This window comes from Streptomyces sp. NPDC033177 (assembly GCF_055577715.1).
On record NZ_JBVIPS010000012.1, the window covers coordinates 184,717 to 198,147 of the forward strand.

General features: G+C 68.8%; 12 protein-coding genes. 6 read left to right on the forward strand and 6 right to left on the reverse strand.

Annotation, left to right across the window (positions count from 1 at the left end):
* Nucleotides 1–131 precede the first annotated feature (131 nt).
* From ACZ5U5_RS35550 to ACZ5U5_RS35560, 3 genes are all read right to left on the reverse strand, one after another.
* Nucleotides 132–329: a YbdD/YjiX family protein gene (locus ACZ5U5_RS35550; RefSeq protein WP_367044888.1), complete on the reverse strand. Its 198-nt coding sequence runs from the start codon at nucleotides 327–329 to the stop codon at nucleotides 132–134.
* Nucleotides 326–2,479, reverse strand: a complete 2,154-nt coding sequence (locus ACZ5U5_RS35555; RefSeq protein WP_469030194.1) for a carbon starvation CstA family protein — start codon at nucleotides 2,477–2,479, stop codon at nucleotides 326–328. Before ACZ5U5_RS35555 ends, ACZ5U5_RS35550 begins: the two co-directional genes overlap by 4 nt.
* Before the next feature lie 97 nt (nucleotides 2,480–2,576).
* Nucleotides 2,577–3,374 carry a GntR family transcriptional regulator gene (locus ACZ5U5_RS35560; protein WP_451207427.1) on the reverse strand — a complete coding sequence of 266 codons (798 nt, stop codon included), beginning with the start codon at nucleotides 3,372–3,374 and terminating at the stop codon, nucleotides 2,577–2,579.
* A 274-nt stretch (nucleotides 3,375–3,648) separates the two neighbouring features.
* On the opposite strand from ACZ5U5_RS35560, the gene ACZ5U5_RS35565 reads away from it, so the two are divergent.
* The 4 genes from ACZ5U5_RS35565 (at nucleotide 3,649) to ACZ5U5_RS35580 (ending at nucleotide 8,375) form a co-directional block, all read left to right on the forward strand.
* The gene (locus ACZ5U5_RS35565) at nucleotides 3,649–4,923 is read left to right on the forward strand and encodes an extracellular solute-binding protein (RefSeq protein WP_469030196.1); all 1,275 of its coding nucleotides are present in this window, start codon (nucleotides 3,649–3,651) and stop codon (nucleotides 4,921–4,923) included.
* A gap of 107 nt (nucleotides 4,924–5,030) precedes the next feature.
* Entirely contained in the window at nucleotides 5,031–6,011 is a 981-nt protein-coding gene (locus ACZ5U5_RS35570) for a carbohydrate ABC transporter permease (protein WP_469030199.1), read from the forward strand.
* A 53-nt stretch (nucleotides 6,012–6,064) separates the two neighbouring features.
* Nucleotides 6,065–6,871, forward strand: coding sequence for a carbohydrate ABC transporter permease (locus ACZ5U5_RS35575; RefSeq protein ID WP_469030630.1), 807 nt, complete (start codon nucleotides 6,065–6,067; stop codon nucleotides 6,869–6,871).
* 7 nt (nucleotides 6,872–6,878) lie between these two features.
* The gene (locus ACZ5U5_RS35580; protein WP_469030201.1) at nucleotides 6,879–8,375 is read left to right on the forward strand and encodes a glycoside hydrolase family 3 protein; all 1,497 of its coding nucleotides are present in this window, start codon (nucleotides 6,879–6,881) and stop codon (nucleotides 8,373–8,375) included.
* Between the two features lie 135 nt (nucleotides 8,376–8,510).
* On the opposite strand, the gene nagB is transcribed toward ACZ5U5_RS35580, so the two are convergent.
* Both nagB and ACZ5U5_RS35590 read right to left on the reverse strand, forming a co-directional pair.
* On the reverse strand, nucleotides 8,511–9,296 hold the full coding sequence (gene nagB / locus ACZ5U5_RS35585; RefSeq protein WP_469030204.1) for a glucosamine-6-phosphate deaminase: 786 nt from the start codon (nucleotides 9,294–9,296) through the stop codon (nucleotides 8,511–8,513).
* A gap of 214 nt (nucleotides 9,297–9,510) precedes the next feature.
* The gene (locus ACZ5U5_RS35590; protein WP_469030207.1) at nucleotides 9,511–10,281 is read right to left on the reverse strand and encodes an SDR family oxidoreductase; all 771 of its coding nucleotides are present in this window, start codon (nucleotides 10,279–10,281) and stop codon (nucleotides 9,511–9,513) included.
* A gap of 93 nt (nucleotides 10,282–10,374) precedes the next feature.
* On the opposite strand from ACZ5U5_RS35590, the gene ACZ5U5_RS35595 reads away from it, so the two are divergent.
* Together ACZ5U5_RS35595 and ACZ5U5_RS35600 are read left to right on the forward strand one after the other, a co-directional pair.
* A complete protein-coding gene (locus tag ACZ5U5_RS35595) occupies nucleotides 10,375–10,992 on the forward strand; it encodes a TetR/AcrR family transcriptional regulator (RefSeq protein WP_469030209.1) in 618 nt (205 codons plus the stop codon).
* Nucleotides 10,993–11,263: 271 nt separating this feature from the next.
* Nucleotides 11,264–12,730, forward strand: coding sequence for a sensor histidine kinase (locus ACZ5U5_RS35600; RefSeq protein WP_451207422.1), 1,467 nt, complete (start codon nucleotides 11,264–11,266; stop codon nucleotides 12,728–12,730).
* Nucleotides 12,731–12,897: 167 nt separating this feature from the next.
* Here ACZ5U5_RS35600 and ACZ5U5_RS35605 read toward each other — a convergent pair whose 3' ends face one another.
* On the reverse strand, nucleotides 12,898–13,155 hold the full coding sequence (locus ACZ5U5_RS35605; RefSeq protein ID WP_016639615.1) for a WhiB family transcriptional regulator: 258 nt from the start codon (nucleotides 13,153–13,155) through the stop codon (nucleotides 12,898–12,900).
* Between the last annotated feature and the right edge of the window lie 276 nt (nucleotides 13,156–13,431).

The following is a 13,431-nucleotide window of genomic DNA, read 5'->3' on the forward strand; positions in this document are numbered from 1 at the left end:
TCGCGGCTCCGCTCCCTCGCTTATCCCACCTTTAACGTGCGGGAAATCTAAGCGAGAGGATTGATCTATGGAACCCCCGTCCGGATAGCGGACGCATCGATGTGCCTGCTCAGCGCGGGCTCAGCACGGGTTCAGCAGCAGCGGAACCCCTGCCTGGGGTCGGACTCCTGGCGGTCCGTCCGCATTCGCTCGAACTCCCTCCGGGAGGGGACGGATGCCCCGGGATGTGTCCTCTGCGCGTGCTCCACATAGCGGTCGTACGCGGACTCATCGGTCAACTCCCGCGCGTACCACCGCACCCAGCGCAGGCCGCGCAGCACCCACGTCATGACGGGACCTGCGCGTCGTCGGAGGACCTGGCCTTCGCCGCCGCCAGTTCGGCCTTCTCCTCCGGTGTCGCGATGAGCCCGGCCGGCGCGGTCAACTTCGACTCCACGTACTCGGCCTCGCTCAGTTTCGACGCCTGCGGGTTGCGGATGTGCTTGACGCAGATCCGGGCCGCGTCCGCGATCACGATGACGATGAGCAGGGCGAGCGCGGCCGAAAGGACGCCGTCCACCGTGGAGTTGGTGACGACGGTGTGCATGTCGTCCATGGTCTTGGCGGGCGGCAGGATCTTTCCTTCGTCGATCGCGTCCTGGTAGTTCGAGCGCTGCTGGAAGAAGCCCACACGCGGGTCGCTGGAGAACACCTTCTGCCAGCTCGCGGTGAGCGTCACCGTTGCGTCCCAGGCGAGCGGGACCCCGGTGATCCAGGCCCACTTGAGGCGACCGGACTTCACCAGGAGCGTCGTGCAGACGGCGAGCGCGACCGCGGCGAGGAGCTGGTTGGAGATGCCGAAGATCGGGAAGAGCTGGTTGATCCCGCCGAGCGGCTCGTGCACGCCCACCCACAGGAAGTAGCCCCACAGGCCGGTGACGACCGCGCTCGTGATGATGAGACCGGGCTTCCAGCTGACGTTCTTGAAGGGCTTGTAGACGTTCCCGAGCATGTCCTGCAGCATGAACCGGCCCACGCGCGTGCCCGCGTCGAGTGCGGTGAGGATGAACAGCGCCTCAAACATGATCGCGAAGTGGTACCAGAACGCCTTCATGGAGCCGCCGGTGACCTTGGAGAAGATCTCGGAGACACCGACCGCGAGCGTGGGCGCGCCGCCGGTGCGCGAGAGCAGCGAGGACTCCTCGACGTTCTTGGCGGCCTGCGCAAGGTCCTCGGGGGAGATGGAGTACCCGAAGTTCGCGACCGCCTGGCTCGCGGCCTGGACGTTGTCCCCGATGACGCCCGCGGGCGCGTTCATCGCGAAGTAAAGCCCGGGGTCGATGACGCTCGCCGCGACGAGCGCCATGACCGCGACCGACGACTCCATGAGCATGGAGCCGTAGCCGATCATCCGGATCTGCGTCTCCTTCTGGACCATCTTCGGAGTGGTGCCCGACGAGATCAGCGCGTGGAAGCCGGACAGGGCCCCGCAGGCGATGGTGATGAAGACGAACGGGAAGAGCGACCCCGCGAAGACGGGCCCGTCGCCGCGTGAGGCGAAGTCGGTCACCGGGTCCATTTTCATCGTCGGCAGCGTGATGACGACGCCGAGCGCGAGCAGCAGGATCGTGCCGATCTTCATGAACGTGGAGAGGTAGTCGCGCGGCGCGAGCAGCATCCACACCGGCAGGATCGAGGCGATGAACCCGTACGCCACCAGCCAGATGACCAGCGTCGAAGGCGCCAGGGTGAAGGTCTCCGCGAGCGACGACTCGGCGACCCAGCGCCCGGCGACGAGCGCGAGGAGCAGCAGCGTGATCCCGATGAGGGACACCTCGCTGACCCGCCTTGGACGCAGGATGCGCAGGTAGAAGCCCATGAACAGCGCGATCGGAATGGTCATCGCGATGGAGAAGGTGCCCCACGGAGAGTCCGCGAGCGCGTTGACGACGACGAGGGCGAGCACCCCGAGCAGGACGATCATGATGGCGAACGCGGCGAGCAGCGCGGCGGCCCCGCCGAAGGGGCCGATCTCCTCGCGCGCCATCTGCCCGAGCGACTTTCCGTCGCGCCGCGTGGAGAAGAAGAGGACGACCATGTCCTGCACGGCGCCCGCGAAGATCACGCCGACGATGATCCAGATGGTGCCCGGCAGGTAGCCCATCTGCGCGGCGAGCACGGGTCCCACCAGCGGCCCCGCGCCCGCGATCGCCGCGAAGTGGTGGCCGAGCAGGACGCGGCGGTCGGTCGGGTGGAAGTCGATGCCGTTGTCCAGGCGTTCCGCCGGGGTGGCCCGCTTCTTGTCGACCTTCAGTACGCGGTTGACGATGAACTTGGAGTAGAAGCGATAGGCGATCGCGTACGAGCCGAGGGCCGCGGCCACCATCCAGGCCGCCGACACCTCCTCGTCGCGCGAGAGCGCGAGCACCGTCCAGCCCGCGGCGCCCACCAGCGCGACGAGGGTCCAGATGACGATCGTTCGGGGATTCGCTGTGCGCACCGGGTCGTCCTCCCGTTCATCATGCGATGACGGGAGGAACGTAGAGCAGCGCGGTGATCTGCGCCAGACCCCGGAAGGGTTCTTGAAGGGGAGCGGGTCAGTCCGTGGGGCGCTTGAGGCGGGCCACGAACTTGTAGCGGTCGCCGCGGTAGACCGAGCGGACCCACTCCACCGGCTGGCCGCCGCCGTCCAGGGAGTGCCGTGACAGGAGCAGCATCGGCAGGCCCACGTCCGTGCCGAGCAGGCCGGCCTCGCGCGGGGTGGCGAGCGAGGTCTCGATGGTCTCCTCGGCCTCCGCGAGGTGGACGTCGTACACCTCGGCGAGCGCGGTGTAGAGCGAGGTGTACTTCACCAGGGAGCGGCGCAGCGCCGGGAAGCGCTTGGCGGAGAGGTGCGTCGTCTCGATGGCCATCGCCTCGCCGTTGGCGAGGCGCAGGCGCTCGATCCTCAGGACCCGGCCGCCCGTGCTGATGTCGAGCAGTCCGGCGAGGGTGTCGTCCGCGGTGATGTACCCGATGTCCAGGAGCTGCGAGGTGGGTTCGAGGCCCTGGGCCCGCATGTCCTCGGTGTACGAGGTGAGTTGCAGCGCCTGGGAGACCTTTGGCTTGGCCACGAAGGTGCCCTTGCCCTGGATCCGCTCCAGGCGGCCTTCGACGACCAGCTCCTGCAAGGCCTGGCGGACCGTCGTGCGCGAGGTGTCGAACTCGGCGGCCAGCGTGCGCTCGGGCGGGACCGGGGTGCCGGGCGGCAGGGTCTCCGTCATGTCGAGCAAGTGCCGCTTCAGGCGGTAGTACTTGGGCACGCGCGCGGTGCGGCCGACTGCCGCGGCCGCGCCGGTCTCCGGGGCCGGGGACGTGCCCGCCTCGGTTTCCGTACTCCCCGCCTCGGTGCCCATGGCCCGCCTTCCTGCTGCCGTCACCGGCTCCTCCGTCTGTCGCGGCTCACATCGTGGCACGTACCGGGCCGGGCCTACTGCGCCCGCTCAGGTGTCGGTCCGATAACGGACCTGAGAGCCCTTCTTATACACCCTTGACACCCCTAAAGGTCTAGGCCAAGCTCCCCGTACTGGTCTACACCATTAAAGACCAGGTTCCAGTCCCACGGGCAGATCTCGGTCCATTTGGTCGCTGCGGGTGGGGGGTTGACTGGCATCCCTTGAGGAGGGTGACGTGAAGCGCAAGCTCATAGCGGCCATCGGTGTCGCGGGCATGTTGGTCTCGATCGCGGCCTGTGGCGGCGACGACGGCGACGACAAGAAGGCCGGGGCGGACGGCTTCAAGGGGGAGACCCTGACGCTCTGGGCGATGGACGGCTCCACGCCCGACAGTTGGACCAAGGACGTCAAGGCCGCCTTCGAGAAGAAGACCGGCGCCAAGCTGAATCTCGAGATCCAGCAGTGGAACGGCATCCAGCAGAAGCTGACCACGGCCCTCTCCGAGGAGAACCCGCCGGACGTCTTCGAGATCGGCAACACGCAGACCGCCGCGTACGCCAAGACCGGTGGCCTCGCTGACCTCAGCGACCTCAAGGAAGGGGTCGGCGCCGACTGGACCGAGTCGATCAACGAGTCCTCGGTCGTGGACGGCAAGCAGTACGCCGCCCCGTGGTTCGTCCTGAACCGTGTCGTCATCTACAACAAGAAGGTCTGGGCCGACGCGGGCATCAAGGAGACGCCCAAGACCCGCGCGGAGCTCCTGAAGAACCTCAAGACGATCGAGTCCAAGACGGACGCCGAGCCGATCTACCTGCCCGGCCAGAACTGGTACCACTTCGTCGGCCTGACCATCGGTGAGGGCGCCGAACTGGTCAAGAAGGACGGCGACAAGTACGTCTCCAACCTGACCGACCCCAAGGTCGCCAAGGCCATGAAGACGTACAAGCAGTTCGCGGACCTCTCCGAGGCCCCGAAGAACAAGGACGAGGCCACCCCGCAGCAGGCCGAGGTCTTCGCCAAGGGCAAGACCGGCGCCTTCATCGGCATGAGCTGGGAGGCCGCGACCGCGATCAAGGCCAACCCGAAGATCGAGAAGGACATCGGTTACTTCACGATTCCCGGCGCCACCGCCGACAAGCCCGAAGGCGTCTTCCTCGGCGGCTCGAACCTCGCCGTGGCCGCGACAAGCAAGAAGCAGGAGCTCGCCAAGGAGTTCCTGAAGATCGCGCTGAACGACAAGTTCGAGGGTGCGCTCGCCAAGGAAGGCGGCGTCATCCCGAACAAGCAGGCCCTGGAGGCCCAGCTCAAGGGCAACCCGGCCGCCGAGGCCATGGCCCCCGCGACCGCCGGTGGCGGCACCACCCCGCTGATCCCGGAGTGGGCCGCGGTGGAGAACCCGCCGAACCCGATCAAGAACTACATGACCGCGGTCCTGAACGGTAAGTCCAACGACGAGGCCGCCAAGTCGGTCGAGGGCGAGCTCAACAAGCGCCTGTCGCAGAAGCAGTAAGGACGCGCTCCCGCCGGGGACTCCGGGCCCGGGGTGTCACTGCCCCCGGGCCCGGTGCCCCGGCTGAGCGCTGCGTTCCGCGATGCCCACGAAAGAGATGGCGAAGCATGACCGTGCAGACCGAACGGCCGCCCTCCGGCCCGACGGAGGATCTGAAATCGGACAGACGGCCGGCGGATCCGGGTAGACCCCGCACGGGGGCCCGGTCGTTCGGTCCCTACCTGCTGCTGCTCCCCGCGCTCGTGGCCACCCTGCTGTTCCTCGGCTGGCCGCTGGTCAACAACGGGATCCTGTCGTTCCAGAACCTCAACATGAGGCAGTTCATCCTCCACCTCACGGAGTGGAACGGGATCGACAACTTCAAGGAGGTCCTCAGCGGCGAGGACTTCTGGCGCGTCACGGGCCGCTCGATCGCCTTCACCGCGATCAACGTCGCACTGATCATGCTGATCGGCACCCTGATAGGCCTGCTGCTCGCACGGCTCGGCAAGCGGATGCGGACGTTCCTCCTGGTCGGTCTCGTGCTCGCCTGGGCGATGCCGGTCATCGCGGCGACGACCGTCTACCAGTGGCTGTTCGCCCAGCGCTTCGGCGTCGTCAACTGGGTCCTGGACAAGGCCGGCTGGCACTCGATGGCCGACTACGACTGGATGGGCACCCAGTACTCCACCTTCTTCGTGGTCATCACCCTCATCGTCTGGATGTCCGTCCCCTTCGTGGCGATCAACCTGTACGCCGCGACGACCGTGATCCCCAAGGAGCTCTACGAAGCCGCGTCGCTCGACGGCGCCGGCGCCTGGAAGCGCTTCACGAATGTCACGATGCCCTACCTGCGGCCCTTCCTCTACGCGACGACGTTCCTGGAGATCATCTGGGTCTTCAAGGCATTCGCGCAGGTCATGGCCCTCAACGAGGGCGGTCCTGACCGCCTCACCGAGATCCTGCCCGTCTACGCCTACATCGAGGGCATGGGCAACCAGCACTTCGGCATGGGTGCGGCGATCGCGCTGCTCACCATCGTCATCCTGTTGGCCCTGACCGCCTTCTACCTGCGGATCGTGCTCAAGCAAGAGGAGGACGAGCTGTGACGCGCACTGCTCCTGGTACTGCTTCCGGTACTGCTGCGAAGAGGTTCGGCCGCATCTGGCCCAACGCGGTGGCCGTCGTGCTCTTCATCGGCCTCGTCTTCCCCGTCTACTGGATGTTCGCCACGGCCTTCAAGCCGACCGGCGACATCATCAGCGAAGACCCCGTGTGGTTCCCGACCGACGCGACGTTCGAGCACTTCAAGACGGCCATCGAGGCCGAGCACTTCTGGACGATGGTCGGCAACTCCCTCACCGTCACGCTCCTCGCCGTGGTCTTCTCGCTGATCATCGGCCTCGCGGCGGCGTTCGCGCTCGCCCGGATGCGCTTCAAGGGCCGCAAGGGCTTCATCATCGGCTTCATGCTGGCCCAGATGGCGCCCTGGGAAGTCATGGTCATCGCGATCTACATCATCGTGCGCGACGCCGACATGCTGAACAGCCTGGTTCCCCTCACCCTCTTCTACATGGTGATGATCCTGCCCTTCACCCTCCTGACGCTGCGCGGCTTCGTCGCCGCGGTGCCGCGCGAGCTGGAGGAGTCGGCCATGGTCGACGGCTGTTCCCGGATGCAGGCGTTCCGCCGGGTGATCCTGCCGCTGCTCGCACCCGGCCTGATGTCGACCTCGCTCTTCGGCTTCATCACCGCCTGGAACGAATTCCCGCTCGTCCTTGTCCTGAACAAGGAGGCGGAGGCCAAGACGCTCCCGGTGTGGCTTTCCGGCTTCCAGACCGCCTTCGGCGACGACTGGGGCGCCACGATGGCCGCCGCCTCGCTCTTCGCCGTCCCGATCCTCGTCCTCTTCGTCTTCCTGCAGCGCAGGGCCGTCAGCGGTCTGACCGACGGTGCCGTGAAGGGATAACCGCCATATGACGACACTTACAAGCCCCACCGACACTCTGACCCGCGACGCCCTGACCGTCCTGCAGCCCGGCTTCGTCGGGACCAGCGCGCCGGACTGGCTGCTCCGCAGGATCGGCGAAGGGCTCGCCTCGGTCGGCCTCTTCGGCCGCAACATCGCCTCGCCCGAACAACTGGCCGCCCTGACGGCCCAGTTGCGTGCCGAGCGCGACGACGTCCTGGTCGCCATCGACGAGGAGGGCGGTGACGTGACCCGCCTGGAGGTCCGCTCCGGCTCCTCCTTCCCCGGCAACCACGCGCTCGGCGCGGTCGACGACACGGCACTCACCCGTGACGTGGCCGCCGAGCTGGGCCGCAGGCTCGCCGCGTGCGGCGTCAACCTCAACTGGGCGCCGTCCGCCGACGTCAACTCCAACCCGGACAACCCCGTCATCGGCGTACGGTCCTTCGGCTCCGACCCGCTCCTGGTGGCCCGGCACACCGCCGCGTACGTCGAGGGGCTGCAGTCCGCGGGCGTCGCCGCCTGCACCAAGCACTTCCCGGGGCACGGTGACACCGCGGTCGACTCGCACCACGACGTGCCGCGCATCGGCGTGGACCCCGAGGTGCTGCGGGCGCGTGACCTCGCGCCGTTCCGGGCCGCGATCGCCGCGGGCTCGCGTGCGGTGATGAGCGCCCACATCCTCGTCCCGTCGCTGGACGCGGAGTACCCGGCGACCCTCTCGCGCCGGGTCCTGACGGGCGTCCTGCGCGAGGAACTCGGTTTCGACGGACTGATCGTCACGGACGGCATGGAGATGCAGGCCATCTCCGCCACCTACGGCATCGAGCGCGGCAGCGTCCTCGCCATCGCCGCGGGCGCCGACGCGATCTGCGTCGGCGGCGGCCTCGCGGACGACGACACGGTCCTGCGCCTCCGTGACGCGCTGGTCGGGGCCGTCCGCTCGGGCGAGCTCTCCGAGGAGCGCCTCGCCGACGCGGCCACGCGCGTACGGGCGCTGGCCCACGAGACTTCGGTGTCGGGCGCGGCCGAGCGTTCGGGGGGCGCGCCCGGCACCGAGATCGGCCTGGTCGCGGCCCGCCGCGCCCTGACGGTCACCCGGGGCGAGTCCTACGCGGCCCCGCTCACCGAAGCACCGTTCGTCGCCGCCTTCACGCCGATGGCCAACATCGCGGTGGGCGACGAGACCCCGTGGGGCGTGGCCGCGGAGCTGCGCCGCCTCCTCCCGGGCACCGAGACGGGCAGCTTCACCGGCCCGGACGCGGGTGCGCTCGCGCTGAACGAGGCGGGGGAGCGGCGCATCGTGGCCGTGGTCCGCGACGCCCACCGCCACGCGTGGATGGCGGAGGCCCTGGACACCCTGCTGTCCGCCCGCCCCGACACGATCGTGGTCGAGATGGGCGTCCCCAAGTCCGCCCCCACAGGCTCCCTCCACATCGCCACCCACGGCGCGGCAAGAGTCTGCGGCCTGGCAGCAGCAGAGGTGATCACGGCCGCCCCGTAGGGGGGCCCGCAAGGGGCGCGGGGAACTGCGCGCTCAGCCCCCACGCACCCGCAGGTGAGGCACAAGCAAAAAGGTGCCGGGCCGCCCCCAGCAGAGGGGCGCCCCGGCACCTTCGCGCAAGGCCCAGGGGCCCGCTTAAAGCCCTTGCCAGCCCGGCTTCGCCGCATACGTGGCCCGGAAGTACTCCCCAAGCTTCAGCTTGGAGGCAGCGGCCTCGTCCACGACGACCGTCGCATGCGGATGCAACTGCAGAGCCGAGGCCGGCACCACCGCGGCCACGGGCCCCTCCACCGTCGCGGCCACCGCGTCCGCCTTGCCCTCACCGGTGGCGAGCAGCACCAGATGCCGCGCCTCCAGGATCGTCCCGATCCCCTGCGTGATCACGTGGTGCGGCACCTGCCCGATGTCCCCGTCGAAGAAGCGCGCGTTGTCCACCCGCGTCTGCTCCGTCAGCGTCTTGATCCGGGTGCGCGAGGCGAGCGAGGAACACGGTTCGTTGAACCCGATGTGCCCGTCGGTGCCGATCCCGAGCAGCTGGAGGTCCACTCCGCCGGCGTCCGCGAGCGCCTGGTCGTACGCCTCGCAGGCCGCCTGCACGTCCTGCGCGCTGCCGTCGGGCCCCATGAACGACTTCTCGCTGAGCCCGAGCGGCTCGACGACCTCACGCAGCACCACGGATCGGTAGGACTCGGGGTGCCCGGCGGGCAGCCCCACGTACTCGTCGAGCTGGCAGATCCGCGCCCGCGAGGCGTCCACGGCACCGGAGCCGACCTTGGCGGCCAAGGCTTCGTAGATGGGCAGCGGGGTGGATCCGGTGGCGACACCGAGCAGGGCGTCAGGCTTACGGCGCACCAGGGCGGCCATGGCCTCCGCGATGAGCTCGCCGCCTGCCTTGGCGTCCGGGACGATGACAACTTCCACGCTGGGCCTGCCGATCTGGAGGGGGGACTCGCGGGCCCGGAGAGAGAGCCCACGGGGAACTTTGGACTATGTGGTATAGACCAATCTAGCAGAGCTGACCCGCCGTGGCCCAGGTTCTCGGCCCCGGCAGCACGAAGTCCCCGCGTCCCATGCTCGGCTCTGCGACCGCCCCCCGCCCGTCGAGCGACCGCCCCCACTGCCGACCGACCGGCCCCTACGCCAGCGACCCTCCCGTCACGTCCAGCCACTGACCGGTGACCCAGCGCCCGTCGTCCGACGCCAGGAACGCGACGGCGTCGGCTATGTCCGCCGGGGTGCCGACCCTGCCGAGCGCCGACATCGCCGCCGCGCCCGCCCACGCCTCCTTGTTCTCGTCGCCGCGCAGCCAGGCGGCGTTGACGTCCGTGTCCACGATGCCCGGTGCCACCGAGTTGACCGTGATGCCCCGGGGGCCGAGGACCTTGGACAGATTTCGGGTGAACACGTCCAGGGCGCCCTTGGTCATGGCGTACGTCAAGATCTCCGGCATGACCGCGGCGCGCGAGAGGCCCGACGAGATGTTGATGACCCGCCCGCCGTCCCGCAGCCGCCGCTCGCCGAGCTGCGTGATGAAGAACGGGGCCTTGGTGTTGACCGCGAACAGCCGGTCGTACTCCGCGTCGTTCGCCTCGGAGAAGGGGCGGGACGTGCCGATCCCCGCGTTGTTCACCAGGATGTCCAGGCCGTCGGCGTGCCGGTCGAACTCCGTCCACAAGGCCTCCGCGTCGCCGGGGACGCCCAACTCCACGCCGAGGGCGAAGGCGGAGCCCCCGGCTTCCTCGATGGCCGCGACCGTCTCCTTCGCCGCCACCTCATTGCTGCCGTAGTGCACGGCCACCCGTGCGCCGTCCCGCCCCAGCCGCTCGGCGATGCCCCGCCCGATGCCACGGCTGCCGCCCGTGACCAGCGCCGTCCTGCCCGCGAGCTTCCCTGCAAGCGCACCCATGAGAGCCGCCCCCAATTTCTCTAGTGGTCGTTACAGAAAGAACCGTAGCGGACCCGGCGCAGTTTTTCTAGCGGCCGCTATACAATTCACCCCATGGCGACGAAACAGCGCGGCCGCCCCCGCTCCTTCGACCGCGAGACCGCCCTGGAGCAGGCCCTGCGCACCTTCTGGGATCAGGGGTACGAGGCGACATCGGTCACGGACCTCACCCGGGCCATGGGCATCGGCGCCCCCAGCATGTACGCGGCCTTCGGTGACAAGCAGTCACTGTTCGAGGAGGTCGTGCTGCTGTACGGGCAGACGCACGGCTCCTTCGGCGAGCGCGCCTTCGCGGAGGAACCGACCGTCCGCGGCGGAGTCGCGCGGATGCTGCACGAGGCCGCCGACAAGTACACGGAGGCCGGCCACCCGCACGGCTGCCTGGTCATCTGCGCCGCGACGAACTGCACGACGCCGGAGGTCGAGGCCGGCCTGCGTGAGCGGCGCAACGCGAACATCAGCGGCATCGAGTCCCGCATCAAGGCCGCCGTCGCCGCAGGCGAGCTCCCCCCGGGGACCGACGCCCCCGCCCTGGCCCGCTATACGGGAGCGGTGCTCCAGGGCATGTCCCAGCAGTCCCGCGACGGCGCGAGCAGGCAGGATCTTGAGGCGGTCGCCGAGCTGGCCATGGGGGTCTGGCCCGAGGTACAACAAACATCTGCCGACGCATAGACACAGGTGAATGGTCTAGTCCACAATGCGTGGGTAAAGCATCCGCCCTCCCCGCACAGGAGGGTGGACCGAGGAACCGGCACTCTCTGCCCTGACCGTGTCGGATCCTTAGACCGGCCGCCTGGTACCGCACATTCCGGTGGTCGGTGTTCCTGAAGGGCTGCGGTGCCGTGGGTGGGTTGAGGGTCCCGCCCCTGGCGCCGCGGCTCGTCGGGATTCTCCCGGAGCGGGCCCGCCGGACGTGCCAGGTACGCTCGCACACGTGCCCTCCATGAACGACCTCGTACGCCAGCACACCGCTCTCGGTGACTCCGATCTCGAGTGGCTGCATCTGCTGGTCTCGGAGTGGCAACTGCTCTCCGACCTCTCCTTCGCCGACCTCGTGCTGTGGGTCCCCACCCGCGACGGCACCCGCTATGTCTCCGTGGCGCAGATGCGGCCGAACACCGGCCCCACCTCCTACCAGGACGACATGGTCGGCCACCTCGTCCCGCGCGGCCGCCGCCCGCTGCTCGACGCCGCTCTCGACGAGGGCCGCATCGTGCGCGAGGGCGACCCCGAGTGGCGCGAAGAGGTCCCGGTGCGGGTCGAGTCCATCCCCGTACGCAGGGAAGGACGCGTCCTCGGGGTCATCGCCCGCAACACGAACCTGCTCACGGTGCGCACCCCTTCGCGCCTCGAACTGACCTACCTCCAGTCGGCGTCCGACCTGGCCCAGATGATCGCGGCGGGCTCCTTCCCGTTCCCCGGCCAGCAGGTCGACATGGACGCGTCCCCGCGCGTGGGCGACGGTCTGCTCCGGCTCGACGCCGACGGCATCGTCCAGTACGCGTCGCCGAACGCGCTCTCCGCGTACCACCGCCTCGGTCTCGCCGCCGACCTGGTCGGCCACCACCTCGGCACGGCGACCGCCGAACTCGCCCCGTCCCGCGGCCCGGTCGACGAGGCGCTCGCCAAGGTCGCGAGCGGCTGGGCGCCCCGCGAGTTCGAGATCGAGGGCGGCGACGGCGTGATCCAGCTCCGCGCAATCCCGCTCAAGCCCAAGGGCCCGCGCATCGGTTCGCTCGTACTGCTCCGCGACGTCACCGAACTGCGCCGACGCGAGCGGGAGTTGATCACCAAGGACGCGACCATCCGGGAGATCCACCACCGAGTGAAGAACAACCTCCAGACGGTCGCGGCCCTTTTGCGCCTCCAGGCGCGGCGGATCGACTCGGCCACCGGACGCGAGGCGCTCGAAGAGGCCGTGCGCCGCGTGGGCTCCATCGCCATCGTGCACGAGACGCTGTCCCAGAACCTGGACGAGCGCGTGGAGTTCGACGAGATCGCCGACCGCGTCCTCGCGATGGTGGCCGAGATCTCACCCGGCAAGGTCACCGGCCGCCGCACCGGACGCTTCGGCATCCTGGACGCCGAGGTGGCGACGCCGCTGTCGATGGTCCTGACGGAGGTCCTGCAGAACGCCCTGGAGCACGGCTTTCAGGAAGGTGACACCGGAACGGTCGAGGTCTCCGCCGTGCGCGGCGGCACCAGCAAGGACGCCCGGCTCCTCATCACGGTTCAGGACGACGGCGTCGGTCTGCCCGAGGGATTCGACCCGCACCGCTCGGGCAACCTCGGCCTGCAGATCGTCCGCACCCTGGTCGAGGGCGAGATGGGCGGCACCTTCGACATGGTGCGGGCCCCGGAGCGCGGCACGCAGGTCGTCCTCGACATCCCGGTGCGCGCCGACAAGTAAGCCGACAAGCAAACGGAAAGCAGTGAGCCCCGGACCGAAGTGGTCCGGGGCTCACTGCTCACGTTGCGTTGCGCATCGGGGGGTACTGCGCGGCTGCGGCTCGGGGGCGGGAGATGCGTACTCGCTGTACGCGCCGCCGGGCTAAGGCTCGTTAGGGGGCGTGAGCGTCAGGCGCTTGCCTGGCGTGCACGGTTGCGAGCGGCACGGCGCTTCATTGCGCGGCGCTCGTCCTCGCTGAGGCCACCCCAGACGCCGGAGTCCTGGCCGGACTCGAGCGCCCACTGCAGGCACTGCTCCATGACGGGGCAGCGGCGGCAGACGGCCTTGGCTTCCTCGATCTGCAGCAGCGCAGGACCGGTGTTGCCGATGGGGAAGAAGAGCTCGGGGTCTTCCTCGCGGCAAACGGCGTTGTGACGCCAGTCCATGGCTGCTACCTCTCCTTGGTATTACATGCAGGTTGCTTGTGAATGTGAACGCTTTCACGAATCCCTCGACGACGGAAGGGACTTTCGTCACATACGCGACGATGTCCTATGCGTTGAGGAGGGGGTTCTGGCGGTCTGTGGGGCCGATGTTGCGGGCCGTCCCGATCGCCATGTAGAGATTCGCAAACCTCGGCGGCGGATACAACCCCTTCCGGAAAGTTTTTTTTGATTCCTCAGTGTCGACTGGGTCACAGCCGTACTTCCATGGGGTGGACC

Coding starts and splice junctions, on each gene's coding strand:
- ACZ5U5_RS35550 (WP_367044888.1), bottom strand. CDS start 329: ATGACGTGGGTGCTGCGCGGCCTGCGCTGGGTGCGGTGGTACGCGCGG.
- ACZ5U5_RS35560 (WP_451207427.1), bottom strand. CDS start 3,374: ATGGGCACCGAGGCGGGGAGTACGGAAACCGAGGCGGGCACGTCCCCG.
- ACZ5U5_RS35570 (WP_469030199.1), top strand. CDS start 5,031: ATGACCGTGCAGACCGAACGGCCGCCCTCCGGCCCGACGGAGGATCTG.
- ACZ5U5_RS35580 (WP_469030201.1), top strand. CDS start 6,879: ATGACGACACTTACAAGCCCCACCGACACTCTGACCCGCGACGCCCTG.
- ACZ5U5_RS35590 (WP_469030207.1), bottom strand. CDS start 10,281: ATGGGTGCGCTTGCAGGGAAGCTCGCGGGCAGGACGGCGCTGGTCACG.
- ACZ5U5_RS35595 (WP_469030209.1), top strand. CDS start 10,375: ATGGCGACGAAACAGCGCGGCCGCCCCCGCTCCTTCGACCGCGAGACC.
- ACZ5U5_RS35600 (WP_451207422.1), top strand. CDS start 11,264: ATGAACGACCTCGTACGCCAGCACACCGCTCTCGGTGACTCCGATCTC.
- ACZ5U5_RS35605 (WP_016639615.1), bottom strand. CDS start 13,155: ATGGACTGGCGTCACAACGCCGTTTGCCGCGAGGAAGACCCCGAGCTC.